Below are 23916 nucleotides of genomic sequence, written 5' to 3'. Positions count from 1 at the left end.
CGCTCCGACGTCCTCAGGCGGCCGCCGCGCCGCCCTCCTGCTCCGCCTCGATACGGGCGTTCCACTCCCGCTTGGAGGCCTGCCAGCCGTCCTCGTTGTGGCCGAGGCGCCAGTAGCCGGAGATGGACAGGTCCTCGCGAGGGATCTGCAGCTCGACCCGGAGCAGCCGGCGCAGCTCCTTCACGAAACTCGCCTCGCCGTGCACGAACGCCTGCAGCCGGCCCTCCGGGAACCGAAGCGCCGCCACGGCCTCCAGCAGGGCCTCGCCGACCGGACGGTCCCCGCGGTGCAGCCAGACGACCTCCACCCCGGAGTCGATCTTCTGCTCCTCCTCGGGGCCCGACACCTCGACGAAGGCGTACGCGCGGGCGCCGGCGGGCAGCGTCTCCAGGGCGCGGGCGATGGCGGGCAGCGCGCTCTCGTCACCGGCGAGCAGATGCCAGTCGGCGTCCGCGTCCGGCGCGTAGGCGCCACCGGGGCCCATGAAGCGGACCGTGTCCCCGGGCTGTGCGCGCACGGCCCACGGTCCGGCCAGACCCTCGTCGCCGTGGATCACGAAGTCCAGGGTCATCTCGCGGTGCTCGGGGTCCCAGGCGCGCACGGTGTAGGTCCGGGTCACCGGCCACTGCTCGCGCGGGAACTCCGCCCGGATGCGCTCCAGGTCGAAGGGCTCCGGGTAGGTCACGCCCGGGGGGCCGAACAGCAGCTTCACATAGTGGTCGGTGCAGGTGTCCGCCGCGAATCCGGCGAGTTCCTCGCCGCCGAGCACCACGCGCTGCATGTGCGGGGTGAGCCGCTCGGTCCGCACCACCTGGGCAGTATGGGGCTTGCGCGGCTTTCGTCCCGGGCGCTCTGCCATCACGGCCTCCTGCGAAGTTGGTTAGGTTTACCTAAGTTAGCACCTCGCTCCGAGTGAACGCCTCATTCCTGAGGGCTCGATGAGAGTCCTTTGCCGGAACATTCCCGCCGCGTCACTCCGAGAGCGTGCCGAGCAGCCGCTGCAGCGAGCCCCCGAGCCCCCACCGCTTCGCCAGGTCCTCCAGTGCCGCCGGGTCGCGCGGGGCGCGCGGCAGGGCGGTGTCGGCGTCCGGCAGCGGCACGTCGTCGGCCACCCGCACCACCTTCGGCGCGACCGCAAGGTACGGCCGGGCCTCGGTGAGCCGCCTGCGCTGCGACGGCGTGAGCTTCGCCCGCGGGTCGTCGACCGCCGCCATGATCCCGGCCAGGTCGCCGAACTCGGCGAGCAGCTTGGCGGCGGTCTTCTCGCCGATGCCGGCCACGCCCGGCAGGCCGTCGCTCGGGTCGCCGCGCAGCAGCGCGAGATCCGCGTACCCGCGCCCGTCCACCCCATACTTCTCGCGCAGCACCGCCTCGTCGGTCAGCTGCAGCGTGCCGACACCCTTGAGCGGGTACAGCACGCGGATCCCGCGCTCGTCGTCGACCAGCTGGTACAGGTCGCGGTCGCCGGTGACGATGTCCACCGGGCCGTCGGCGCGCGCGGTGAACGTGCCGATCACGTCGTCGGCCTCGTACCCCGCGACCCCGACGCGCGCGATCCCGATCGCGTCCAGGACGTCCTCGATCACCGGCACCTGCGGGGAGAGCGTGTCCGGCACCTCCTCCTCGTCCGGAGCGCCCTCGTGCTCCTCGGCGACCCGGTGCGCCTTGTAGGTGGGGATGAGATCCACCCGCCACTGCGGCCGCCAGTCGGCGTCCATACAGGCCACCAGCTTCCCCGGCCGGTGGTCCTTGACCAGCCGGTCGATGAAGTCCAGCAGCCCGCGCACGGCGTTCACCGGCGTGCCGTCCGGTGCCTTCACGGAGTCCGGCACGCCGAAGTAGGCGCGGAAGTACAGCGAGGCGGTGTCGAGGAGCATGAGTCGTCCGGTCACGCTCGCATCATGCCGTACGGCACCGACAGCGCCCTTCCCGCCCGGAACGCGTTGCGTGATGCGCATCGCCGTGAGCCCAGCCACTTACGGGTTTGCCCCCGCCCGACCTGGGGAGGCGCCGCCTCGGAGCGAGGCTGGTTGCTCTTTTCAACTGTCGGCGACTCTTCGTCTCCTGTCCCTGTCCCCGAGACGAGAGGTACGCGTGCAACCGAGGCTTGAGGCGGAGCACCTGTTCAAGGTGTTCGGCAGACGACCGGACGAAGCAGTGGAACACGTGCGCAAGGGCGCCGACCGGGAGGAGCTGCGCGCCGACGGCACCACCGCCGCCGTGATCGACGCGTCCTTCCGGGTCGAGGAGGGCGAGATCTTCGTCGTCATGGGGCTCTCGGGCTCCGGCAAGTCCACCCTCCTGCGCATGCTCAACGGCCTGCTGGAGCCCACTTCGGGCAGGGTGCGCTTCGACGGCGAGGACCTGACCGCGCTCACCGACCGCGAGCTGCGCGAGCTGCGCTCGAGGAAGATCAGCATGGTCTTCCAGCACTTCGCGCTCTTCCCGCACCGCAGCGTGCGCGACAACGCCGCCTACGGCCTGGAAGTGCAGGGCGTGCCCCGCGCCGAGCGCGAACGCCGCGCCGACGAGGCGCTCGCCCTGTGCGGCCTGGCCGGCTGGGAGACGTCCTGGCCCGACGAGCTGTCCGGCGGCATGCAGCAGCGCGTCGGCCTCGCCCGCGCCCTCGCCACCGATGCCGACCTGCTGCTGATGGACGAGTCCTTCAGCGCGCTGGACCCGCTGATCCGCCGGGACATGCAGGACCAGCTCCTGGAGCTGCAGAAGACCCTGAGGAAGACCATCGTCTTCATCACCCACGACCTCAACGAGGCGATGCGGCTCGGCGACCGCATCGCCGTCATGCGCGACGGCCGAATCGTCCAGACCGGCACCGCCGAGGACATCCTGCTGCGCCCCGCGAACGAGTACGTGGCCTCCTTCATCCAGGACGTCGACCGCTCCCGGGTGCTGACCGCCGCCGCCGTGATGGACACCGGGCTGCGCGGCGACGAGGCCGACTGCGGGTGCGAGACCGCGACCCCCGAGACCCCGTTCACCGAGCTGTGCGCGATCAGCGCCCGGCTCACCCACCCGGTCGCCGTCCTCGACGCCGGCCGCGCCCTCGTCGGCGTCGTGCCCCGGCAGCGCCTGGTCGGATTCCTCGGCGACGAACAGGGCGAACCCGCCGGCTGCGACAACGGCGGGAAGGTGATCGGCCGTGCCTAGGATCCACCTCGGCGACTGGGTCGACTCCGGCGTGAACTGGCTGGTCGACCACCTCTCCTGGCTCTTCGACGCCGTCAAGGCGGTCATGGAGGGCATGTACGACGGCATCGACGCCGTGCTGGCCGCCCCCGAGCCGCTGCTGATGGCGGGCATCCTCGCCGTCGTCGCCTGGTGGCTGCGCGGCCTGCTCGCGGGCGTCCTCGCCTTCGCCGGATTCGCGCTGGTCGACTCGCTCGACCTGTGGGACCGGGCCATGTCCACCCTCGCCCTGGTCCTCGTGGCGACCGTGATCGCGCTGGTGATCTCGATCCCGCTGGGCATCTGGGCCGCCCGTTCCAAGGCCGTCAGCGCCGCCGTACGGCCCGTTCTGGACCTGCTCCAGACCATGCCGTCGATGGTCCTGCTGATCCCGGCCATGCTCTTCTTCGGACTGGGCACCGCCGCCGGCGTGGTCGCCACCCTGATCTTCGCGCTCGCCCCCGGCGTCCGCATGACCGAGCTGGGCATCCGCCAGGTCGACGCCGAGCTGGTCGAGGCCGCCGAGGCGTTCGGCACCACCCCGCGCGACATCCTCTGGCGGGTCCAGCTGCCGCTCGCCCTGCCGACCATCATGGCCGGCGTCAACCAGGTGATCATGCTGGGCCTGTCCATGGTCGTCATCGCCGGCATGGTCGGTACCGGCGGCCTCGGCGGCGCCGTCAACGAGGCCATCGGCCAGCTGGACATCGGCTACGGCTTCGAGGCGGGCGTCGGCATCGTCGTCCTCGCCATCTACCTGGACCGCGTCACCGGCGCCCTCGGCACCCAGCTCTCCCCGCTGGGGCGCAGGGCCGCCGCCAAGGCCCCCGCGCGCGCGTGGTCGTACCGCCCGCGCCCGGCCGTCGCCGTGGTCGGCGTGGTCGTCCTCGCCCTCGTCGCGGGCGGACTCGGCATCTTCGGCTCGTCCGCGGGCACCTCCGAGGCCTCCGGCACGGACGTCGGCAAGGGCAAGGAGATCAGGCTCGGCTACATCCCCTGGGACGAGGGCATCGCCTCCACCTTCCTGTGGAAGGAGATCCTCCAGCAGCGCGGCTTCAAGGTGACCACCACCCAGTACGCCGCCGGTCCCCTGTACACCGGTCTCGCCACCGGGCAGCTCGACTTCCAGACCGACTCCTGGCTGCCCACCACGCACGCCGAGTACTGGGCGAAGTACGGCAAGCAGCTCGACGACCTCGGCAAGTGGTACGGCCCCACGTCCCTGGAGCTGTCCGTCCCGTCCTATGTCAAGGACGTGAACTCCCTGGCGGACCTCGAGGACCACGCCTCCGAGTTCGGCGGGAAGATCATCGGCATCGAGCCCAGCGCGGGCATGATGGGCCTGCTGAAGGACAAGGTGCTGAAGCAGTACGGCCTCGAGGGCACGTACGACGTGGTCGACGGCTCGACCCCGGCCATGCTCGCCGAGCTGAAGCGCGCCTACGCCAGGAAGCAGCCGGTCGTCGTCACCCTGTGGTCGCCGCACTGGGCGTACAGCGACTACGACCTGAAGAAGCTGCAGGACCCCGAGGGGGCCTGGGGCGAGGGCGACGGCGTGCACACCCTCGCCCGCAAGGGATTCACCGCCGACAACCCGCAGGTCGGCCGCTGGCTGAAGGACTTCTCCATGACCGAGCAGCAGCTCACGAGCCTGGAGGCGCAGATCCAGAAGGCCGGCAAGGGCAGGGAGCAGGACGCCGTCCGTACCTGGCTGAAGCAGCACCCCGGCCTGGTCGACAAGTGGGCCCCGGTCGTCCAGGAGGGGGCCGAGAGCCAGGCGGCCGGGTGACCTGACCGGCCCGGACCGCCACCGGAGGGGCGGGCGGCACCGTACGACGACGGCTGTACGGTGCTGCCCGCCCCTCGCGGCTTTCCGCCTACGGGAGCAATCCGGCCAATCACTGCGCGTGACGACCTATGGCCTGCGGCGGGGCTCCCGGCCCAGTTGGGCGGCATATTCATCCTCAAGGGGGAGCGAGGCCCCCAGGGGTCCGCACCCCCACGGGCTGGCGCGAACCGTGAGGGTGCGGGCCCGTGGGCATGTCAGGGATGTGACGGCCGCGTGAAACGGTTTGCCGAACATGCGTAGGGTGCAGAGAAGCCATCGGAAGAGGTGTGTCCCGGAAACGGGCACCCGGACAGCGGCACGACGAGCGAGGGAGGGAGCCGGAGCGATGGGCGACCACAAAGAGCAGCAGCCCGTGCGGGTGGGCGCGGCCGTCCGGCGACGCCGCCGTGCGCTGGAACTGACCCTCGCGGTCGTGGCGGAGCGCACCGGCCTGTCCGTGCCCTTCCTCAGCCAGGTCGAGAACGACCGGGCCCGCCCCAGCCGCGGCTCGCTGGAGAAGCTGGCCGACGCCCTGCGCACCACGGCCGTCGAACTCCTCGCCGCCGCCGACCCGGCCGCCAGCGTGGACGTCGTCCGCGCCGAGCCCGTCGCCGAGGGCGACTTCGGCCCCCGGACCCGCTCCCTGGTGCGCGGCCACCATCAGCTGCACGCCTCCGAGTTCACCGGCGACCACGACGCCGGCCGCGAGTTCCAGCACCGCAACGACGAGCTGATGTACGTCGCCGACGGTGCCGTGGAGATCGAGGCCGAGGGCCGCGCCTACCGCCTGGGCCGCGGCGACACCCTGTACCTGACCGGCGGGGTCCGCCACCGCTGGCGGGCCACGGTCCCGGACACCCGGATCATCGTGGTCGCGGTCGCCGAGCACATCGAGGCGGTCCAGGACCGCTCCCGCTGAGAGTTCCGCAGGAGGGTGCGTGGTGGAGCGCCGCTCGTCCACCGGTCCGTCGTGGCCGGTCGCGTCCCGTGGCGGAGCCGCAGGTCGCCACGGCTCCGCGTCCCTTCGGGGCGCTGACCACGCCGGGGCCGCGTAGTGCGAGTCGTCTCCCTGGTCCCCTCCCTCACCGAGGCGGTCGCCCTGACGCTGCCCGGAGCCCTCGTCGGCGTCACCGACTGGTGCAGTCATCCGGCGGACCTGCCCGTCACCCGGATCGGCGGGACCAAGAACCCGGCCGTCGACCGCATCCTCGCCCTGGCCCCCGACCTGGTGATCGCCAACGAGGAGGAGAACCGCGCCCCCGACCTGGAGGCCCTGCGCGCGGCGGGCCTGGAGGTGCTGGTCACCGAGGTCCGTGGCGTCCCGCAGGCCCTGACGGAGCTGGACCGGGTACTGACCGCGTGCGGCGCGCCGGGGCGTCCGCGCTGGCTGGACGCGGCGGAGGAGGCCTGGGCCGCGCTGCCGGAGCCGGAGGAGCGCACGGCGGCGGTCGTACCGATCTGGCGCCGCCCCTGGATGGTCCTCGGCCGCGACACGTTCGCCGGTGACGTCCTGGCCCGCCTGGGCGTCGACCACCGCTACGCCGCCCACCCCGAGCGCTATCCCCGCATCCCCCTGGAAGAGCTGCGCGCGGCCGCCCCGGACCTGGTGGTCCTGCCCGACGAGCCCTACCGGTTCACCGCCGACGACGGCCCGGAAGCCTTCCCCGGCCTGCCCTGCGCGCTGGTCAGCGGACGGCACCTGACCTGGTACGGCCCGTCACTGACGCAGGCGCCACGGGTGCTGGCCGGGGCCCTGCGGGCAGCTCGCCGCTGAGCACGCCCCGTACGGTGCCGGCGGCGGCCGCGAGCCAGGCCGTGACGAGCACGGCGTACAGCCCGACGGCCAGGACGTCGTACAGGGCCAGTCCGGTGTGCCGGGCGAGGGCCGCGGCGCCGGTGACACAGGTGCCGACCGGGAAGGTGAACGCCCACCACGTCATCGCGAACCCCATGCCCCGCCTCCGGGCCCGCACCACGTGCGCGGTCGCGAGCGCCAGCCACAGCAGCGCGAACCCCATGACCGGCACCCCGTACAGCACGGCGAACACCGCGAGGCCGCGGTCGTAGGGGGCGGGTACGACACCGGGAGCGCCGTCCGCGATCAGCGCGACCGCGGTGGTGGACTGCCCGAGCGGGCCCAGCACCAGGAAGAGGGTCGGGGTGAGCGCGAGCGGCAGCGGTCCGGAGGTGATCAGCCGGCCGAAGACCAGGGGCAGCATCAGCAGCGTGGCGAACAGGCTCAGCCCGAACAGTGCGAAGCAGGTCAGCAGCAGGGTCTCGCGGGGCTGACCCGGCGGCAGATGCGGCACGAGCAGCGGGCCGAGCGCGGCCGACACCATGGGCGCGACCAGCGGCAGCAGCCATACCGGGGTGGCCTGGGAGAGTTCGACGCGATGCCGTACGGCCATCAGGTACGGGACGGCGACGGCGGCCGCGAGCCCGACCGCCGTACCGGCGGTGAACAGCACGGCGTCCAGGGCGACCGCCGGGCCCGTGCCGATCAGGGGCCGCCCGGCCGTCACGGCACCGCCGCCGACCGCCAGCAGGGCCATCGCCAGACAGCCGTAGAACGGGGCCATGGCCGGGTCGAGGAGGTGGGCGCGGGCCTGGTCGCGATGGCGGGTCCAGTGCAGCGCCCGGGCTGCCAGCAGGGCCACCAGCGCGAGCCCCGACAGTGCCCAGAAACCGGCGAGAACACCGCGCGACAGCCCGTCCGCGTGCCCGGGCAGCGCGGCGCCGGCCGAGCCGACGACGGCGGTGCCCATGACGGAGGCGTACCAGTTGGGGCCGAGGTGCCGGACCCGGGCGGCGCGGGGAACGGTGGGGGCGGACAGGGGCTGGGCTACGGTGACCATGACTCCACCGTCCCGTCGATGCCCGCCCCTGACCAGGGAGTTCCTCCCTATGAGGGCATAAGCTGGTCTTATGAGCGAGGCGGAGGAACGGCGAGAGCGCACGGAATCACTGGCCCACCGGGTGCCGGACCTGGCGGCACTCGAGCTGCTGCTGGCGGTGGCGCGTCTGGGCAGCCTCGGCGCGGCCGCGCGGGAGGTCGGCATCACGCAGCCGGCCGCCAGCAGCCGGCTGCGCTCCATGGAACGGCAGCTGGGCGTGGCCCTGGTCGACCGCTCGCCGCGCGGCTCCCGGCTCACCGACGCGGGCGCCCTGGTGACGGACTGGGCCCGCCGGGTGGTGGAGGCGGCGGCCGCCTTCGACGCGGGTGCGCGGGCCCTGCGGGACCGGCGCGACTCGCGCCTGCGGGTCGCGGCGAGCATGACCATCGCCGAGTACCTGCTGCCCGGCTGGCTCCTCGCGCTGCACGCCGAGCGCCCCGACACGGCCGTCTCGCTGCACGCGGGCAACTCGGCGAAGGTCGCGGAACTCCTGCTGTCCGGGGAGGCGGATCTCGGCTTCGTGGAGGGCCTGTCGGTGCCGGCCGGCCTGGACTCCGCGGTGATCGCCCACGACCGGCTGATCGTGGTCACCGCCCCCGGGCACCCGTGGGCCCGCCGCCGGCGGCCCCTGACCGCGGAGGAACTGGCCGCGACCCCGCTCATCCTCCGTGAGCGCGGCTCCGGCACCCGGCAGGTCCTGGACGCGGCCCTCGGCGGTCTGGCCCGGCCCCTGATCGAACTCTCCTCGACCACGGCGGTCAAGGCCTCCGCGGTCAGCGGCGCGGGCCCGTCGGTGCTGAGCGAACTGGCGGTGGGGGAGGAGCTGGCGATGCGGCGGCTGGTCAGCATCCCGATGGCGGACGTCTCCCTGCGCCGCGACCTGCGCGCGGTGTGGCCGACGGGCCACCGCCCGACGGGCCCGGCCCGAGAACTCCTCTCCCTGACCCGAACCTGACCAGCGCCCGCGGGCAACCCCACGACCGCCCGAGCGGCAGTCCCCCTCAGGGGCGCGGAAAACAGCGCGACCAGCCACGACGCCCACGCCGGCAACTCCACGACCGCCCGAGCGGCATTCCCCTCAGGGGCGCGGGGAACGGCGCGACCAGCCACAACGAACCCGCACCCGACCGCCAGACCCTCGACGCCGGCAACTCCACGACGCCCGAGCGGCAGTCCCCTCAGGGGCGCGGGGAACGGCGCGACCAGCCACAACGAACCCGCACCCGACCACCTACCCGCCCCGCCCCCGCCCCGAGCCCCGCCCCCCTACGCAGCCCCCCGCTCAGCCCGCGGCAGCGACCAGCGCTTGCATCACCCGAACGTCCTCCCCCATCTCCGGATGCCACTGCACCCCGAGCACCCAGCCCCGCTCCGGCGGCAGTTCGAGCGCCTCGACGGTCCCGTCCGCCGCGTAGGCCGACGGCAGGAGACCCGCGCCGAGCCGCTCCACGGCCTGATGGTGATACGTCGGCACCGTCACCTCCTCCGGGACGATCCCGGCGTACCGCGTGCCCGGCACCGGCTTCACCGCGTGCCCGCCGAACACGCCGACCACCTCCGCATGCCCGTCCAGGTGCTGGACGAGGGTCCCGCCGAGGGCCACGTTCAGCAGCTGCATGCCCCGGCAGACCCCCAGCAACGGCACGCCCGCGTCCAGGGCCGCGTCGATCAGGGCCAGTTCCCAGGCGTCCCGCTCCGGCGCGGGCGGGCCCGTACGGGGAGAGCGCTCGGCGCCGTAGCACGCCGGGTCGACGTCCGGTCCGCCCGCGATCACCAGCCCGTCGAGCCGGGCGACCGCGGCCGCCGCGTGCTCCGGCGCGTCCGGCGGCAGCATCGCCGCCAGCCCTCCGGCCCGCTGCACCAGCCGGGGATAGGCGGCCGGCAGCAGCGCGGCCGCCAGCTCCCACACCCCCCAGCGCGCACCGGCCTCCAGATACGTGCTCACACCGATCAGCGGTCGTACGCTCATGCAGCCCTCCCCGGAAGTCAAAGGTTCACCGTCATACCTTTACAGAGTCCGAGCTACCCCAGGAAGCCCCGGAGCAGGGCCGCCGTACCCGCGCAGTGCTCCCGCATCATCTCCCGCGCCCCGTCCGCGTCCCCGTCCAGCACCGCCTCCACCAGCGCGGTGTGCTGCCGCTGGGAGTGCTCGAGGTTGCGCACCAGCAGCGGAATGCAGTCGAGGAGGTCGTTGACCGTGGCCCGCACCGCTGCGTACTGCGCGGTCAGCGACGGCGAGCCGCACAGCTCGGCGAGCGTCAGATGCAGCAACGTGTCCAGGCGCCGGTACTCGGCGAGCGGGGCCTCGTGGGTGCGGTCCAGCGCCTCCCGCAACCGGCCGGCCTGCTCGTCCGTCAGCCCGTGCGCCGCGCACAGCCCGGCCGCGCCCACTTCCAGCACCTCCCGGAAACGCAGCACGTCCTCGATGTCGACCTCCGCGATCCGCCGCCGCAGCTCGTCCTCGCCGCCCGCGTCCGCACGCGGCAGCACGAACGTTCCGCCGTACCGTCCGCGCCGCGCCTCCACCAGCCCCTGGTCCTGCAGCACCTTCAGTACCTCGCGCAGGGTCACCCGGCTGATCCCGAGCCGCTCCGCCAGCTCCCGTTCGGCCGGCAGCCGTTCGCCGCCCGGCACCAGGCCGAGCCGGACGACCTGCAGGATCTGCTCCAGTGCCTCCTCGAAGCCGTTGCCCGCGCGCACCGGCCGCAGCACCGGAGCGAGCCGGTCGCCGCCCCCCTGTGCGTGCGCCCCCTGCCACTCCGCCTCCCGCGACATCCGCCGTACCCCCTTCCCAAGCAATGGTCCTGAGCAATACCTTATGGCTCCCGGCCCGGCCGAAGAAGCGCGAAGGCGCCGAAGGAGGCTCTCCCGTGGCAGACCGCACAGCCCCGCTCAGTGTCGAGGAACTGCACGCCCTCGTCGCGAGCGGCGAGATCGACACTGTCGTCCTGGCCTTCCCCGACATGCAAGGGCGTCTCCAGGGCAAGCGGTTCGCCGCCCGCTTCTTCCTCGACGAGGTCCTGCACCACGGCACCGAGGGCTGCAACTACCTCCTCGCCGTCGACACCGACATGAACACGGTCGACGGCTACGCGATGTCCTCCTGGGACCGCGGCTACGGCGACTTCGCCATGCACCCCGACCTGGCGACCCTGCGCCGCGTCCCCTGGCACCCCGGCACCGCCCTGCTCGTCGCCGACCTCGCCTGGGCCGACGGCTCCCCGGTCGCCGCCGCCCCCCGCCAGATCCTGCGCCGCCAGCTGGAGAGGCTCGCCGAACTCGGCTACACCGCCCAGGCCGGCACCGAGCTGGAGTTCATCGTCTTCAAGGACAGCTACGAACAGGCCTGGGACGCGGACTACCGGGGCCTGACCCCGGCCAACCAGTACAACATCGACTACTCCATCCTCGGCACCGGCCGCATCGAGCCCCTGCTGCGCCGGCTGCGCAACGACATGGCCGGCGCCGGCCTCACCGTCGAGTCCGCCAAGGGCGAGTGCAACCCCGGCCAGCACGAGATCGCCTTCCGCTACGACGAGGCCCTGCGCACCTGCGACCAGCACGCCCTGTACAAGACCGGCGCCAAGGAGATCGCCGCCCAGGAAGGCGTCTCGATCACCTTCATGGCCAAGTACAACGAGCGCGAGGGCAACTCCTGCCACATCCACCTCTCGCTCGCCGGCGCCGACGGCACCAGCGCCATGGCGGGTGACCTGGAGGGCGGCATGTCCGAGGTCATGCGGCACTTCCTCGCCGGACAGCTGGCCGCCCTCCGCGACTTCTCCCTCCTCTACGCCCCCAACATCAACTCCTACAAGCGGTTCCAGCCCGGCTCCTTCGCCCCCACCGCCGTCGCCTGGGGCCACGACAACCGCACCTGCGCCCTCCGCGTGGTCGGCCACGGCCGCTCCCTGCGCTTCGAGAACCGCCTCCCCGGCGGCGACGTCAACCCGTACCTCGCCGTCGCCGGACTCGTCGCGGCCGGCCTGTACGGCATCGAGCGGAAGCTGGAACTGCCCGAGCCCTGCCCCGGCAACGCCTACACCGCCGACTTCGAGCACGTCCCCACCACCCTGCGGGAGGCCGCCGAACTCTGGGAGAACAGCCCGATCGCCCAGGCCGCCTTCGGCGACGAGGTCGTGGCCCACTACCGCAACATGGCGCGCGTCGAGCTGGAGGCCTTCGACGCCGCGGTCACCGACTGGGAGCTGCGCCGCTCCTTCGAGCGCCTGTGAGCCGCCCGCCACACGCCTGTGATTCGACGCCTGTGAAAGGTCATCACGTGTCCGACCCGCACGAGCTGAAGGTCCTCAACCCCGCCACCGAGGAAGTCGTCGCCACCGTCCCCGCCGCCACCGCGCAGGACGTGGACGCCGCCGTCGTACGGGCCGCACGCGCCCAGCACACGTGGGCCGCCCTCGCCCCGGCCGACCGGGCCCGGCTGCTCCGCCGCTTCGCCGACGTCGTCGACGCCCACACCGAGGAACTCGCCCGGCTGGAGGTCCGCGAGGCCGGCCACACCGTCGGCAACGCCCGCTGGGAGGCCGGCAACGCCCGGGACCTGCTGCTGTACGCGGCCGGCGGCGCCGAACGCCTCCTGGGCAAGCAGATCCCGGCCCCCGGCGGCTGGAACGTCACCTTCCGCGAACCCCTGGGCGTGGTCGGCGTGATCGCCCCCTGGAACTTCCCCATGCCGATCGCCGCCTGGGGCTCCTTCCCGGCCCTCGCGGCCGGCAACGCGGTCGTCCTCAAGCCCGCCGAGACCACCCCGCTCACCGCGCTCCGCCTGGCCGAACTCGCCCTGGAGGCGGACCTGCCCGAGCACCTCTTCCAGGTGCTGCCCGGCCACGGCCACACCGCCGGACGTGCCCTGGTGGACCACCCGGACGTGGCCAAGATCGTGTTCACCGGCTCCACCGCCACCGGCCGCGAGATCATGGAGCGCTGCGCCCGCCTGGTCAAGCCGGTCACCCTCGAACTCGGCGGCAAGAGCCCCAACGTCGTCTTCGCCGACGCCGACCTCAAGGCCGCCCTCGACCCCTTCTCCTTCCTGGACAACGCCGGCCAGGACTGCTGCGCCCGCACCCGCGTCCTCGTCCAGGAGGCGGTGTACGAGGAGGCCCGCGACTTCCTCGCCGACGCGCTGGCCGCCGTCGTCGTCGGCGACCCGGCCGACGAGAAGACCCAGATGGGCCCGCTGATCTCCCGGCACCAGCTCGACCGCGTACGGTCCTACGTCCCCGACGGCACCCCCGCCCTGCGCGGCAGCGCCCCCGACGGCCCCGGCTTCTGGTTCCCGCCGACCGTCCTCACCGGCGAACGGCACGACAGCGAGGCGGCCCGTGAGGAGATCTTCGGCCCCGTCGCCGTCCTCCTCCCCTTCACCGACGAACAGGACGCGATCCGCCTCGCCAACGACACCCCCTACGGCCTCTCCGGCTCCGTCTGGACCCGGGACATCGGCCGCGCCCTGCGCGTCTCCCAGGCCGTCCGCGCCGGCAACCTGTCCGTCAACTCCCACTCCAGCGTCCGCTACTGGACGCCGTTCGGCGGCTTCAAGCAGTCCGGCCTGGGCCGCGAACTCGGCCCCGACGCCCTGACCGCCTTCACCGAAACCAAGAACGTCTTCATCAGTACGGAGGGCCCCGCACAGTGACCGACACCATCGTTTGCCGCCGCCTGGTCGGCCGTACCGCCGTCGTCACCGGAGCCGGCAGCGGCATCGGCCTCGCCACCGCCCGCCGGCTCGCCGCCGAAGGCGCCCACGTGGTCTGCGCGGACATCGACGAGACCGCGGGCAAGGCCGCCGCCGACGAGGTCGGCGGACTGTTCGTCAAGGTCGACGTCACCGACCCCGGGCAGGTCGAGGCGCTCTTCCGGACCGCCTACGACACCTACGGCAGCGTCGACATCGCCTTCAACAACGCCGGCATCTCCCCGCCCGACGACGACTCCATCCTGGAGACCGGCCTGGAGGCCTGGAAGCGAGTCCAGGAGGTCAACCTCACCTCCGTCTACCTGTGCTGCAAGGCCGCCCTCCCCTACATGCGCCGCCAGGGCAAGGGCTCCATCATCAACACCGCCTCCTTCGTGGCCCGGATGGGCGCGGCCACCTCCCAGATCTCGTACACGGCCTCCAAGGGCGGTGTCCTCGCCATGTCCCGTGAACTGGGCGTGCAGTTCGCGAGGGAGGGCATCCGGGTGAACGCCCTGTGCCCCGGCCCGGTCAACACCCCCCTGCTGCGGGAACTGTTCGCCAAGGACCCGGAGCGGGCCGCCCGCCGTCTCGTCCACATCCCGGTCGGCAGGTTCGCCGAGGCCGAGGAGATCGCCGCCGCCGTCGCCTTCCTGGCCAGCGACGACTCCTCCTTCGTCAACGCCACCGACTTCCTCGTGGACGGCGGGATCTCCGGCGCGTACGTCACGCCCCTGTAGCCCTCGAGGTGTACGGTCCCTGTGCTGTGCGACAGCATCTCGCGTGGACCCTGGCAGCGGCCGCCGTCCTGGCGGCCGCGCCCACCGCAACGACCGCGGCCCACCCCGGCTGCCCGACGCTGCGCGGCGCATGGCCCGGTGACCACCGCATGCGTCTCCAGCGGGTCATCGACGCGTACGGCACCTGCTCCGGACGCGCGGGCGCCGTCGCCGCCTTCGACTGGGACAACACCGTCACCAAGAACGACGTCACCGACGCCACGCTCTCCTGGGCCCTGCGCCACGACCGCCTCCTGCGCCCCGCCCGCTGGAAGGACACCAGCGCCTGGCTGACGGACGCCGCCGACCGCGCCCTCACGGCGGCCTGCGGCACCGGCGCGCCCGTGCCCCTGCGCACCTCGGCCGGCCCCCGCTGCACCGACGAGATCGTGCGGATCCGCGAGAACGGCACCACCATGAGTGGCGCCCCCGCCTTCGCCGGCCGCTGGAACCACCGGCGCACGGTCCCGCAGTACGCCTGGGTCCCGCAGCTCTTCGCCGGCCGCACCCCGGCCGAACTCGCCTCCTACGCCCGGTCCGCCCGCCGGGAGGCCCTGGCCGCCCCGATCGGCGCCACCCGCACCCTCGGCACCCACACCGTGCCCGCCTACGTCCGCTACTACGACCAGCAGCGGGACCTGATCGACACCCTGCACCGGGCCGGATTCCGGGTCTATGTCGTCTCGGCCGGATCCGAACCCGTCACCGAGGTGTGGTCGCGGGCGGTCGGCGTCGACGCGGCGCACACCATCGCCATCCGCTCGGTCCTCGACCACCGGGGCCGCATCACCGCGCGGAACGAGGGCTGCGGCGGCGTCCCCGCGAGCCGGGGCGCGGTGATCCCGTACATCGACGGCAAACGCTGCTGGATCAACCAGGAGGTGTACGGAGTCCGGGGCGCGCCGGCCTGGAAACGGCAGCCGTGGGGGGGGGGGGGGGCCCCCCCCCCCCCCCCGGGCCCCCCCCCCCCCCCCCCCCCCCCCCCCCCCCCCCCCCCCCCCCCCGACACCGACGTCACCTTCGTCGGGGACGCCACCGGCGCCCACGTCGTGATCAACCGCAACAAGCCCGAGCTGATGTGCCGGGCCTACGACGACGCGGACGGCCGCTGGCTGGTCAGCCCCATGTTCCTCGCGCCGCTGCCCCGCAGGCCCGAGCCCTACCCCTGCTCGGCCACGGCCTACACGGCCCCCGACGGCACCCCCGGACCGTTGCGCCGCGCGGACGGCTCGACGGTGCCGGACCAGGCGGACACGGCCTACTGACGGGCCGCTCAGAGGAAGGTGTGCCCCTCACCGCGGTAGGTGGGCACGGTCGCCGTCACCGTGTCACCCTCCAGCAGGTGCAGCACGTCGAACCGCTCGCACAGCTCGCCCGCCTTGGCGTGCCGGAACCACACCTTGTCGCCGATGAGCAGGTCGTCCGCGGGGGCGCCGAGCAGCGGGGTCTGCACCTCTCCGGGGCCCTCCTGCGGGTCGTAGGCGAGCCCCTCCGGCAGGTACGGCACCGGCAGCCGGTCGGAACCGGCGGCGCCGGAGGCCGGGTAGCCGCCGCCGAGCACGGTGACGGCACCGACGCCGGGCCGCCGTACGACAGGCTGGGCGAAGAGCGCGGCCGGCCGGCCCGTGAAGGACGTGTAGTTGTCGAAGAGACGCGGTACGTACAGCCCCGAACCGGCCGCTATCTCCGTCACCGCGTCCTCGCCGGCGGTGTGCTGGACACTGCCGGTGCCTCCGCCGTTGACGAACTCCAGGTCCGGTACGACCGCGCGCACCGCGCGCACCACGGCGGCCCGCCGCTCGGCCAGCTCCCGCCGGGCCGCGGCCTGCATCAGCCGGATCGCCCGCGAGCGCAGCGGCCGCCCGGCCACCGCGTCCCCGACCCCGGCGATGTGCCCCTCGTACGCCATGACGCCCACCAGCCGGAAACCCGGCCGCCGGGCCACCGACCGTGCCAGCTCCGCCAGTTGGGCGGGGGAGTGGAGCGGCGAGCGTCGCGCCCCCACCCGCACCCGGCCGCCGAGCAGCTTCAGCGAGGTGTCCAACTCCAGGCAGACGCGCACCACTTCACGCCCGTCGCCGCACGCGGCGTCGATGAGATCGAGCTGGGCGGGGTCGTCCACCATCACGGTGACGGCACCGGCGAGCTTGGGATCGCCGGCCAGTTCCGCGAAGCCGGCGCGGTCGGCCGACGGATAGGCCAGCAGGATGTCGTCGAACCCGGAACGCGCGAGCCACAGCGACTCGGCCAGGGTGAACGACATGATCCCCTGGAAGCCGTCCCTGGCCAGGACGCGTTCCAGCAGGGCGCGGCAGCGGACCGACTTGCTGGCGACCCGGACCGGCTTGCCGCCGGCCCGCCGTACGAGATCTTCCGCGTTGGCGTCGAAGGCGTCCAGGTCCACGAGCGCGAGCGGGGCGTCGAGATGGGCGGTGGCCCGGTCGTAACGGGCTCTGTCGGCGGCGAGCGCAGTCATGACGGAAGCGTGCCAGACACGATTACCGCAGGGTAGGGGGACGTACCGGGCAGATGCCCCGGCGCCGTGGACTGGTTCTCTGTCATCCGCCGACAACCCGTAGAGTGACGCGCACGTACGGCGGAACGCGCCCGGCGCACCGGTTGAACCGGGATGCCGGCCCGGCCGTACGGGTATGCGTGCCCGGGAGGGAGCTTCCGCACCGGGCGCGGCCGAGCAGCAGGACGGCCCGCGTACGCGAAGACGGCCCGGGCACGAGGAAACGGGGGGTGCATGAGCACGGAAGCGCGCCACGCCCCCGTACCACCACGCCCCTCGGCCCCGCCCCCCGTCGCGGAGCCGCCCCGCCAGCCCACCGGCTCCGAGCCGTCCCGGCCCGGACCGGCACCGGGCGCACCGGCATCCGCGAGGGGCGGGCGCCGCCCGGACTCCCGGTCCGCTCGCCCCGGTACCGCACACCCGGCCGGCCCGGCCCCGGACGCCGACCCCGACGACGAACCGTCCGTCTTCACCCCGCGGGGCCCCCGGCCGTCCAGCGGTTCCGTGACGGGCGTGGCATCCCCCCGGCACCTGGCCGTGCCCGAGGTCGCCGACCCCGTGAGCCCACCCCCGCCGCCTGCCTCCGCCCGCTTCCCCGACGCCCCGCCGAGCACGGGCCGGGAGACACCCGGCGCGGGCACCGGCACCTCCGGCGGCGGTCCGGTCGGTCCCGCCCGGCGCCCCGGTACGGAGCCCGGTCGGCCCGCGGCCCCGGCGGAGGCGGCCGCCGAGACCACCGCCCGGCTCCGTCCGATCAGGGAGCCCCGGCGACCGGGAGCCCCGGCGGAATCGCCCGCGGAGACGACGGCCCGGCTCCGACCGATCCCCTCCGGGCCCTCCTCGCCCTCCGCGTCGCCGAACCCCCGGCACCTCGGCTCCGCGCCGGGCCGCCCCGCGCCCTCACCTGCCGGGGACCGTCATGCCGGTACCACGCCCACCGGTCCCGCCGGTGACGGTCGTACGGGCGTGGGATCCGTGCCCACCGGGCTTGCCGGTGACGGTCGTACGGGCGTGGGATCCGTGCCCGCCCAGCCTGCCGGTCGCGGGCGTACGGGCGTGGCGGCCGCGCACGTCGGAGCGGCTGGTGATCCGCACCTCGGCGTGGGACCGGCGCCCGTCGGAACCCCCGGTGACCGTCGCTCCGGCGTCGTGCCCGCGTCCGCCGGTCCCGCCGGTGACCGTCGTGGCGGTGTCGTGCCCGCGCCGCCCGGCAGGGGTGCGCCGGGCGTGGGTGAGGGGGGCGGCCGGGACGGTTCCGCGGTACGCGCCGGTGGATCCGCCGCTGACAGCGGGCGGCCGGAGCCCGCGTCCGGGGCGGGCGCCTGGAGCCCGCAGGCCCCGGCCCGCCCCGTCGGCCCGCCACCACCGGCCGCTGCCGGTTCCCCGGACCCGGCCCTCTCCTGGAGTGCGGACTCGGCCACCCGGCCGTTCGTGTCGTTCGGGGAACCCGAGGCGTTCGGAGAGCGGACCCGCCCCAGGGTCCGGCCGCGCACCGCCGCTGCCGCCGCCTGCCTCGTGCTCGGCCTCGGTCTCATCGGCGGTGCCGCGACCGGGAGCTGGCTCACCGGCGACGGCGCGGACGACGCCTCCGCGGGCGGGTACACCGCGGCCGGGACGCTCTGGCACAGCACGCCCGTCGACCGGTTGTTCCCGCCCACCGTCGAGGGCACCGGCGCCGGCCCCGGAGGCGCCGACCGTACCTGGACCCGGATCGCCGTGGCCCCCGACACCGGCTGCGCCCAGGCCTTCGACCCGCTGCTGCGCAAGGTCCTCGCCCCGGCCGGCTGCCAGCGGCTCCTGCGCGCCACCTACACCGACGCCACCCAGAGCTACGTCACCACCGTGGGTCTGATGTTCACCAAGGCCGATCCCGCCACCATGTCCGCGCTCGCCAAACGCTTCCGCGACGAGCGGCTGGACCGGCGCAGCGATCTGATGCCCCGGCCGTACGCGGCCAAGGGCACCGCCGCGGCCGGCTTCGGTGACGAGCAGCGCGCCGCCTGGACCGTGTCCGTCCTCACCGACGCCCCCGTCGTCGCCTACGCCGTCTCCGGCTGGGCCGACGGCCGCACGGTCGACGCGCCCCAGCCCGCCGCGGACGCCGTCCGCTCCGGCGCCACCTCGGCACCGGCCCAGGCCGGCCTCGGCAACGAGGCCCAGGGGCTCGCCGACCGCGTCGAACGGCGCCTGCGCCGATCCGTCGGCTCGGCCACGGAGACACCCTCATGAAGCAAGCCCGCGGAGCGGCGGTGAGCCTCCTGCTCGCCGGCTCCCTCGTCCTGCTGCCGTCAGCCGCCGCCCACGCCGACAGCATCCGCGCCCAGCAGTGGGCGCTGTCCGCGCTGCACCTCACCGAGGCCTGGCAGACCACCAAGGGGCGCGGCGTCACCGTCGCCGTCCTGGACACCGGCGTCGAGGCCGGCCATCCCGACCTCGCCGGCAACGTCCTGCCCGCCAAGGACATGATCGGCTTCGGCGCCGGGCCGGGCGACCGCACCTGGGCCCGGCACGGCACCGCCATGGCGAGCATCATCGCCGGTCACGGCCACGGTCCCGGTGACACCGACGGTGTGCTGGGCGTCGCGCCGGAGGCGAAGATCCTGCCGGTCCGCGTGATCCTGGAGGACGGCGACCCCGCCCGCGCCAAGGCCCGCACCACCCGCGGCAGCGCCCTCGCCGACGGCATCCGCTGGGCCGCCGACCACGGCGCCGACGTCATCAACCTCTCCCTCGGCGACGACTCCGACTCCGCCCACCCCGAGCCGAGCGAGGACGAGGCCGTGCAGTACGCCCTGAAGAAGGGCGTGGTCGTCGTGGCCTCGGCGGGCAACGGCGGCGACAAGGGCGATCACGTCTCCTACCCGGCCGCCTACCCGGGCGTCATCGCCACCACGGCCGTGGACAAGTACGGCACCCGCGCCTCCTTCTCCACCCGCCGCTGGTACGCCGCGGTCAGCGCACCCGGGGTCAACGTCGTGATCGCCGATCCCGACCACAAGTACTACGAGGGCTGGGGCACCAGCGCGGCCTCCGCCTTCGTCTCCGGCGCCGCGGCCCTGATCAAGGCCGCCCACCCCGACCTGACCCCGGCCCAGGTCAAGAAGCTCCTCGAGGACACCGCCGAGGACCCGCCGGTCGGCGGCCGCGACGACTCCCGGGGCTTCGGCATGATCGACCCGGCGGCCGCCCTGCGGTCAGCCGCCCGCCTCAAGCCCAAGGACCTGCGCCCGGCGTCCTACGACGACGAGTACTTCGGCCCCGGCCCTAACACCCCCACCGCCGCGAGCGGCACCTCCCGCTGGGCAGGACCGCTCGCGGGCAGTGCGGGCGGTGCGCTCCTGGTGGCGGGAGTGATCCTCTGGAGAGGCCGCCGGCGACACCGTTAGGGCCGGAGCCGTCACGGCGCCGGTGCGAACCCCGCCACCGCCGCCTCGGCGGCGGCCTCCACCAACGTGATCCCCCGCGCCTGACTCCCGGTCCCCCTGGACAGCACCGCCACCAAGTACGCGGTGGCATCCACCGTCACCCGCCCGATGCTGTTCACCACCCACAGCCCGGTCGTGCTCCGCGGCAGCCAACCGTTCTTCAGCGCCCAGGAACCGCCCTCCGCGGCGGCCGAGACCCCCCATCCCTGGTCGGCCTCCACGCCCTCCATCAGCCCCTGCACATACGTCCGCGACACGGCACTCAGCTTCGAGTCCTCCCCGAACACCTGCCGCAGCAGCACCAGTTGGTCCGCGGCCGTGGTCTGCGTCAGCCCCCACAGCTCACCCGCGCCACCGGAGGTCTCCGTCAGCCCGAACCGCCGGTTCGCGGCGTCCAGTCCCTCGGCCCGCCCGATCGCGTGCCACAGCGCCGTCGCGGACGCGTTGTCGCTGTTCTCGATCATCTTCGTGGCGTACGCCTTCTCGGCCGCCGTCAGCCGCCGTCCCGCGTCCTGCGCCCGGAGCAGCAGCGCGGCCAGGATGTCGACCTTGACGATGCTCGCCGTGTCGAACGCCGCGTCCCCGTACACCGCGCTCTCACCGGAGCCCAGTTCCAGCACCGCCGCCGACACCTGCGCGCCCGACGGCACGCTCACCGCCGCCATCGCCTTCGACAGCAACGCCTGCCGGTCCACCGCCGCGGACTCCACCGAAGCCTCCTCCTCGCCCGCCGCGGCCGAGGAGGAGGCCGACGGCGACGCCGCCGACGATACGGCCGCCGACCCGGCGTGCGCCCGTGCCTTCACATAGACCGTGCCCCCGGCCGTGACCCCGCCCACGGCGACGACGGCGAGCGCGGCGTGGAGGAACGGACGGCGCCGGGACGGCCGCGCACGGCGGCGACGGAGGGCTCTGGGGGACTCCATGCCCGCGATGCTCCGGGCGTGGACTGTGCGTCCCGTGGGGCGGACGTGAGAGAGGGATCAGGAAACGCTGAGATTCCCGTGAAAGCGGAGACACCGGTGTCTTCGGCCCCGCACGAGCCCGGCGGCTGCCCCCCTATAGGGTCGGTGACCGTGGCGAACAAGAACATTCCCGACCCCGGCTTCTCCGACGACGACGGCTCCGCCGACCCCCGGCTGAGCGCGGCGCTCGCCGCCTGGGCCGAGGACCGCAGCGCCCTGGGGCCCGTCCTGGAGGCGCTCAAGGGCGCCCGCCTGCTGGTCCCCGTCGTCGCCGTGCTCGGCGAGGTCGAGGAGGACGAGAACGGGCTGCGCCGCGAGAAGACCAGCGACATGGCCGTACCCACCCTGAAGGCCGGCCCGCGCACCGCGCTGCCCGCCTTCACCTCCACCGACTCCCTCGCCCGCTGGGACCCCGAGGCCCGCCCGGTCGCCGTACCGCTGCACCAGGCGCTCGAGGCCGCCGCGCACGAGAAGGCCGACACGGTCGTACTGGATCTCGCCGGACCCGTGCCGTTCGAACTGACCGGCCCGGCGCTGCTCGCCCTCGCCGAGGGCCGCACCAGCACCGACCCGCTCGCGGACCCGGCGGTCGTCGAGGCCGTCCGTGCGGCCGTGGCCGCGGAGCCCGCAGTGCTGCGCGCCCACCTCGGGCCCGGGCAGGCGGACGGCACCCTCGCGCTCGTCCTCGCCCCGGCCGCCCCGGCCGCCGAGGCCGCCCGCGCGGTCGCCGAGCGTCTCGCGGCCGACGAAACGCTGAGGGCCCGCCTGGTGCGCGGCCTCGACCTGGCACTGCTGCCGGCCGGGTCCACGCCTCCGGGCGAGCCCTTGTACGTACGAGGATGATCTCCGGGACGCTCTAGCCGTAGATCGGGCCGGTGTACTTCTCGCCCGGACCCTGGCCCGGCTCGTCCGGGACGATCGACGCCTCGCGGAACGCCAGCTGCAGCGACTTCAGACCGTCGCGCAGCGGCGCCGCGTGGAAGGAGCTGACCTCGGTCGCGCTCGCGTCCAGCAGACCGGCGAGGGCGGTGATCAGCTTGCGGGCCTCGTCCAGGTCCTTGTACTTCTCGCCCTCCTCGCTGAGCCCGAGCTTCACGGCGGAGGCGCTCATCAGGTTGACGGCGACCGTCACGATCACCTCGACGGCGGGGACCTCGGCGATGTCCCGGGTCATCGCGTCGAAGTCGGGGGACTCAGGAGGGGTGTCACTCATGTCCCACACGATAGGCGGTCCGGCCCGGCGGCCTTCAATTAGCCCTTGTCAAGCGATCCTGCTAACCTGATGGACGACCGGCCGGACATGCCATGTGCGAAACAGGGCAACCGGCCCACAAGTGGAGGCTCCGATCTCCCACCTGACCGTCCTCCGGGGCGGCGGGTCTCCGGTCAGGCGGCCACCATCGTTCCGTACGGACGATGGAGTCGCCCGAAAGTGCGCCCCGCGGTCACCGCGGCGGTGCTCCGGTAGTCATTGGAGCCCGCCCGCCTGTGATCGTCCGGGGCATTTTTTGTGCTTCGGCGCGGTTAGGTCTAACGAACAGAGACGTTACGCGGCTGTCCGCCAGACCGTCGCGTGGTGCTACCGAGGAGGATCCATCAGCGCCGAGCCCCGCATCAACGACCGGATTCGCGTTCCCGAGGTGCGACTTGTCGGTCCCAGTGGCGAGCAGGTGGGCATCGTCCCGCTCGCTAAGGCACTGGAGCTTGCGCAGGAGTACGACCTGGACCTGGTCGAGGTCGCGGCGAACGCCCGTCCGCCCGTGTGCAAGCTCATGGACTACGGGAAGTTCAAGTACGAGTCGGCCATGAAGGCCCGTGAGGCGCGCAAGAACCAGGCGCACACGGTCATCAAGGAGATGAAGCTCCGGCCGAAGATCGACCCGCACGACTATGACACCAAGAAGGGTCACGTCGTCCGGTTCCTCAAGCAGGGCGACAAGGTCAAGATCACGATCATGTTCCGTGGTCGCGAGCAGTCCCGGCCCGAGCTGGGCTACCGGCTGCTGCAGCGTCTCGCGGAGGACGTCCAGGACCTCGGTTTCGTCGAGTCGAACCCGAAGCAGGACGGCCGAAACATGATCATGGTCCTCGGTCCGCACAAGAAGAAGACCGAGGCGATGGCCGAGGCCCGTCAGGCGCAGGAGGCCCGCAAGGCCGAGGCGAAGGCGAACCCCGGCAAGTCGCAGAACCCTGCCGAGGCTGAGGCGCCCGCCGAGGAGCCCGCCGAGGCGTGATCCCGGGGGACACCCGTCCCCGAGGATGTAACCGAAAGAAGAGCGACGCTCCGCCGTGCCCGGTTTCGCGACCGGGCACCGGAGCGCCACCGACGAGGAGAGAACGGCGCTATGCCGAAGAACAAGTCGCACAGCGGTGCCAGCAAGCGCTTCAAGGTCACCGGCTCCGGCAAGGTGCTCCGTGAGCGCGCCGGCAAGCGCCACCTGCTCGAGCACAAGTCGTCCCGCGTCACGCGTCGCCTCACCGGCAACGCCGAGATGGCCCCGGGCGACGCCGCGAAGATCAAGAAGCTTCTCGGCAAGTGACGTACCGGCGCTCACCATCCGTCGAGCGCCGTACGCCAGGACCGGGACCCAGTCGTTTCCGGGTCGTGTGAGTACCCCCCACGACCCCG

General features: G+C 73.5%; 23 protein-coding genes. 14 read left to right on the top strand and 9 right to left on the bottom strand.

Annotation, left to right across the window (positions count from 1 at the left end; translation table 11 throughout):
- Positions 1 to 13: 13 nt before the first annotated feature.
- Positions 14 to 859, bottom strand: coding sequence for a siderophore-interacting protein (locus tag ACZ5CW_RS12390; protein ID WP_468600290.1), 846 nt, complete (start codon positions 857 to 859; stop codon positions 14 to 16).
- A 112-nt stretch (positions 860 to 971) separates the two neighbouring features.
- Positions 972 to 1892: a 5'-3' exonuclease gene (locus tag ACZ5CW_RS12385; protein ID WP_468600288.1), complete on the bottom strand. Its 921-nt coding sequence runs from the start codon at positions 1890 to 1892 to the stop codon at positions 972 to 974.
- Positions 1893 to 2094: 202 nt separating this feature from the next.
- Between ACZ5CW_RS12385 and ACZ5CW_RS12380 the strand changes: the two genes are divergently transcribed.
- The 4 genes from ACZ5CW_RS12380 to ACZ5CW_RS12365 all read left to right on the top strand — a co-directional run bounded on the left by ACZ5CW_RS12380 (position 2095) and on the right by ACZ5CW_RS12365 (position 6788).
- Positions 2095 to 3168, top strand: coding sequence for a quaternary amine ABC transporter ATP-binding protein (locus ACZ5CW_RS12380; RefSeq protein ID WP_468600286.1), 1074 nt, complete (start codon positions 2095 to 2097; stop codon positions 3166 to 3168).
- Positions 3161 to 4975 (top strand): ABC transporter permease/substrate binding protein, encoded by a 1815-nt coding sequence (locus ACZ5CW_RS12375; RefSeq protein WP_468600284.1) that lies wholly within the window; start codon positions 3161 to 3163, stop codon positions 4973 to 4975. Before ACZ5CW_RS12380 ends, ACZ5CW_RS12375 begins: the two co-directional genes overlap by 8 nt.
- A gap of 385 nt (positions 4976 to 5360) precedes the next feature.
- Entirely contained in the window at positions 5361 to 5933 is a 573-nt protein-coding gene (locus ACZ5CW_RS12370) for a helix-turn-helix domain-containing protein (RefSeq protein ID WP_468600282.1), read from the top strand.
- A gap of 135 nt (positions 5934 to 6068) precedes the next feature.
- Positions 6069 to 6788, top strand: coding sequence for a helical backbone metal receptor (locus ACZ5CW_RS12365; RefSeq protein ID WP_468600280.1), 720 nt, complete (start codon positions 6069 to 6071; stop codon positions 6786 to 6788).
- Here ACZ5CW_RS12365 and ACZ5CW_RS12360 read toward each other — a convergent pair.
- Complete coding sequence (locus ACZ5CW_RS12360) at positions 6700 to 7869, bottom strand: TDT family transporter (protein WP_468600278.1); 1170 nt, start codon at positions 7867 to 7869, stop codon at positions 6700 to 6702. The two genes, ACZ5CW_RS12365 and ACZ5CW_RS12360, sit on opposite strands and share 89 nt — an antisense overlap.
- A gap of 70 nt (positions 7870 to 7939) precedes the next feature.
- Here ACZ5CW_RS12360 and ACZ5CW_RS12355 point away from each other — a divergent pair, with 70 nt between their 5' ends.
- Positions 7940 to 8863, top strand: a complete 924-nt coding sequence (locus ACZ5CW_RS12355; RefSeq protein WP_468600276.1) for a LysR family transcriptional regulator — start codon at positions 7940 to 7942, stop codon at positions 8861 to 8863.
- Positions 8864 to 9190: 327 nt separating this feature from the next.
- Here ACZ5CW_RS12355 and ACZ5CW_RS12350 read toward each other — a convergent pair whose 3' ends face one another.
- On the bottom strand, positions 9191 to 9877 hold the full coding sequence (locus ACZ5CW_RS12350; RefSeq protein WP_468600274.1) for a gamma-glutamyl-gamma-aminobutyrate hydrolase family protein: 687 nt from the start codon (positions 9875 to 9877) through the stop codon (positions 9191 to 9193).
- A gap of 53 nt (positions 9878 to 9930) precedes the next feature.
- Positions 9931 to 10683 (bottom strand): FadR/GntR family transcriptional regulator, encoded by a 753-nt coding sequence (locus ACZ5CW_RS12345; RefSeq protein WP_468600272.1) that lies wholly within the window; start codon positions 10681 to 10683, stop codon positions 9931 to 9933.
- Positions 10684 to 10778: 95 nt separating this feature from the next.
- Here ACZ5CW_RS12345 and ACZ5CW_RS12340 point away from each other — a divergent pair, with 95 nt between their 5' ends.
- From ACZ5CW_RS12340 to ACZ5CW_RS12325, 4 genes are read left to right on the top strand one after another with little or no spacing between them, the layout of a single operon-like run.
- The gene (locus tag ACZ5CW_RS12340) at positions 10779 to 12143 is read left to right on the top strand and encodes a glutamine synthetase family protein (protein WP_468600270.1); all 1365 of its coding nucleotides are present in this window, start codon (positions 10779 to 10781) and stop codon (positions 12141 to 12143) included.
- 47 nt (positions 12144 to 12190) lie between these two features.
- Positions 12191 to 13564 carry an aldehyde dehydrogenase family protein gene (locus tag ACZ5CW_RS12335; protein ID WP_468600268.1) on the top strand — a complete coding sequence of 458 codons (1374 nt, stop codon included), beginning with the start codon at positions 12191 to 12193 and terminating at the stop codon, positions 13562 to 13564.
- Positions 13561 to 14343 (top strand): 3-oxoacyl-ACP reductase, encoded by a 783-nt coding sequence (locus ACZ5CW_RS12330; RefSeq protein WP_468600266.1) that lies wholly within the window; start codon positions 13561 to 13563, stop codon positions 14341 to 14343. Before ACZ5CW_RS12335 ends, ACZ5CW_RS12330 begins: the two co-directional genes overlap by 4 nt.
- Before the next feature lie 26 nt (positions 14344 to 14369).
- A complete protein-coding gene (locus ACZ5CW_RS12325) occupies positions 14370 to 15647 on the top strand; it encodes an HAD family hydrolase (protein ID WP_468600264.1) in 1278 nt (425 codons plus the stop codon).
- Positions 15648 to 15655: 8 nt separating this feature from the next.
- On the opposite strand, the gene ACZ5CW_RS12320 is transcribed toward ACZ5CW_RS12325, so the two are convergent.
- Positions 15656 to 16858, bottom strand: coding sequence for an amino acid deaminase/aldolase (locus ACZ5CW_RS12320; protein WP_468600262.1), 1203 nt, complete (start codon positions 16856 to 16858; stop codon positions 15656 to 15658).
- Positions 16859 to 17797: 939 nt separating this feature from the next.
- Positions 17798 to 17992, bottom strand: a complete 195-nt coding sequence (locus ACZ5CW_RS12315; RefSeq protein ID WP_468600260.1) for a hypothetical protein — start codon at positions 17990 to 17992, stop codon at positions 17798 to 17800.
- Between the two features lie 132 nt (positions 17993 to 18124).
- Between ACZ5CW_RS12315 and ACZ5CW_RS12310 the strand changes: the two genes are divergently transcribed.
- Together ACZ5CW_RS12310 and mycP are read left to right on the top strand one after the other, a co-directional pair.
- Positions 18125 to 19126: a hypothetical protein gene (locus tag ACZ5CW_RS12310; protein ID WP_468600258.1), complete on the top strand. Its 1002-nt coding sequence runs from the start codon at positions 18125 to 18127 to the stop codon at positions 19124 to 19126.
- Positions 19123 to 20283: a type VII secretion-associated serine protease mycosin gene (gene mycP, locus ACZ5CW_RS12305; protein WP_468600257.1), complete on the top strand. Its 1161-nt coding sequence runs from the start codon at positions 19123 to 19125 to the stop codon at positions 20281 to 20283. The genes ACZ5CW_RS12310 and mycP overlap by 4 nt, the downstream gene beginning before the upstream one ends.
- An 11-nt stretch (positions 20284 to 20294) precedes the next feature.
- On the opposite strand, the gene ACZ5CW_RS12300 is transcribed toward mycP, so the two are convergent.
- A complete protein-coding gene (locus ACZ5CW_RS12300; protein ID WP_468600255.1) occupies positions 20295 to 21248 on the bottom strand; it encodes a serine hydrolase in 954 nt (317 codons plus the stop codon).
- A 150-nt stretch (positions 21249 to 21398) separates the two neighbouring features.
- Here ACZ5CW_RS12300 and ACZ5CW_RS12295 point away from each other — a divergent pair, with 150 nt between their 5' ends.
- Positions 21399 to 22130 (top strand): SseB family protein, encoded by a 732-nt coding sequence (locus tag ACZ5CW_RS12295; RefSeq protein WP_468600253.1) that lies wholly within the window; start codon positions 21399 to 21401, stop codon positions 22128 to 22130.
- Between the two features lie 13 nt (positions 22131 to 22143).
- On the opposite strand, the gene ACZ5CW_RS12290 is transcribed toward ACZ5CW_RS12295, so the two are convergent.
- The gene (locus ACZ5CW_RS12290) at positions 22144 to 22500 is read right to left on the bottom strand and encodes a DUF1844 domain-containing protein (RefSeq protein WP_468600251.1); all 357 of its coding nucleotides are present in this window, start codon (positions 22498 to 22500) and stop codon (positions 22144 to 22146) included.
- 382 nt (positions 22501 to 22882) lie between these two features.
- Between ACZ5CW_RS12290 and infC the strand changes: the two genes are divergently transcribed.
- Both infC and rpmI read left to right on the top strand, forming a co-directional pair.
- Positions 22883 to 23521, top strand: a complete 639-nt coding sequence (gene infC, locus ACZ5CW_RS12285) for a translation initiation factor IF-3 (protein WP_468600602.1) — start codon at positions 22883 to 22885, stop codon at positions 23519 to 23521.
- Between the two features lie 111 nt (positions 23522 to 23632).
- Positions 23633 to 23827, top strand: coding sequence for a 50S ribosomal protein L35 (rpmI, locus tag ACZ5CW_RS12280; protein WP_004933563.1), 195 nt, complete (start codon positions 23633 to 23635; stop codon positions 23825 to 23827).
- The last annotated feature ends 89 nt before the right edge of the window (positions 23828 to 23916 follow it).

The sequence above is a fragment of the Streptomyces sp. NPDC031379 genome, assembly GCF_055569615.1.
This window is presented reverse-complemented; position numbering and strand designations above follow the sequence as displayed.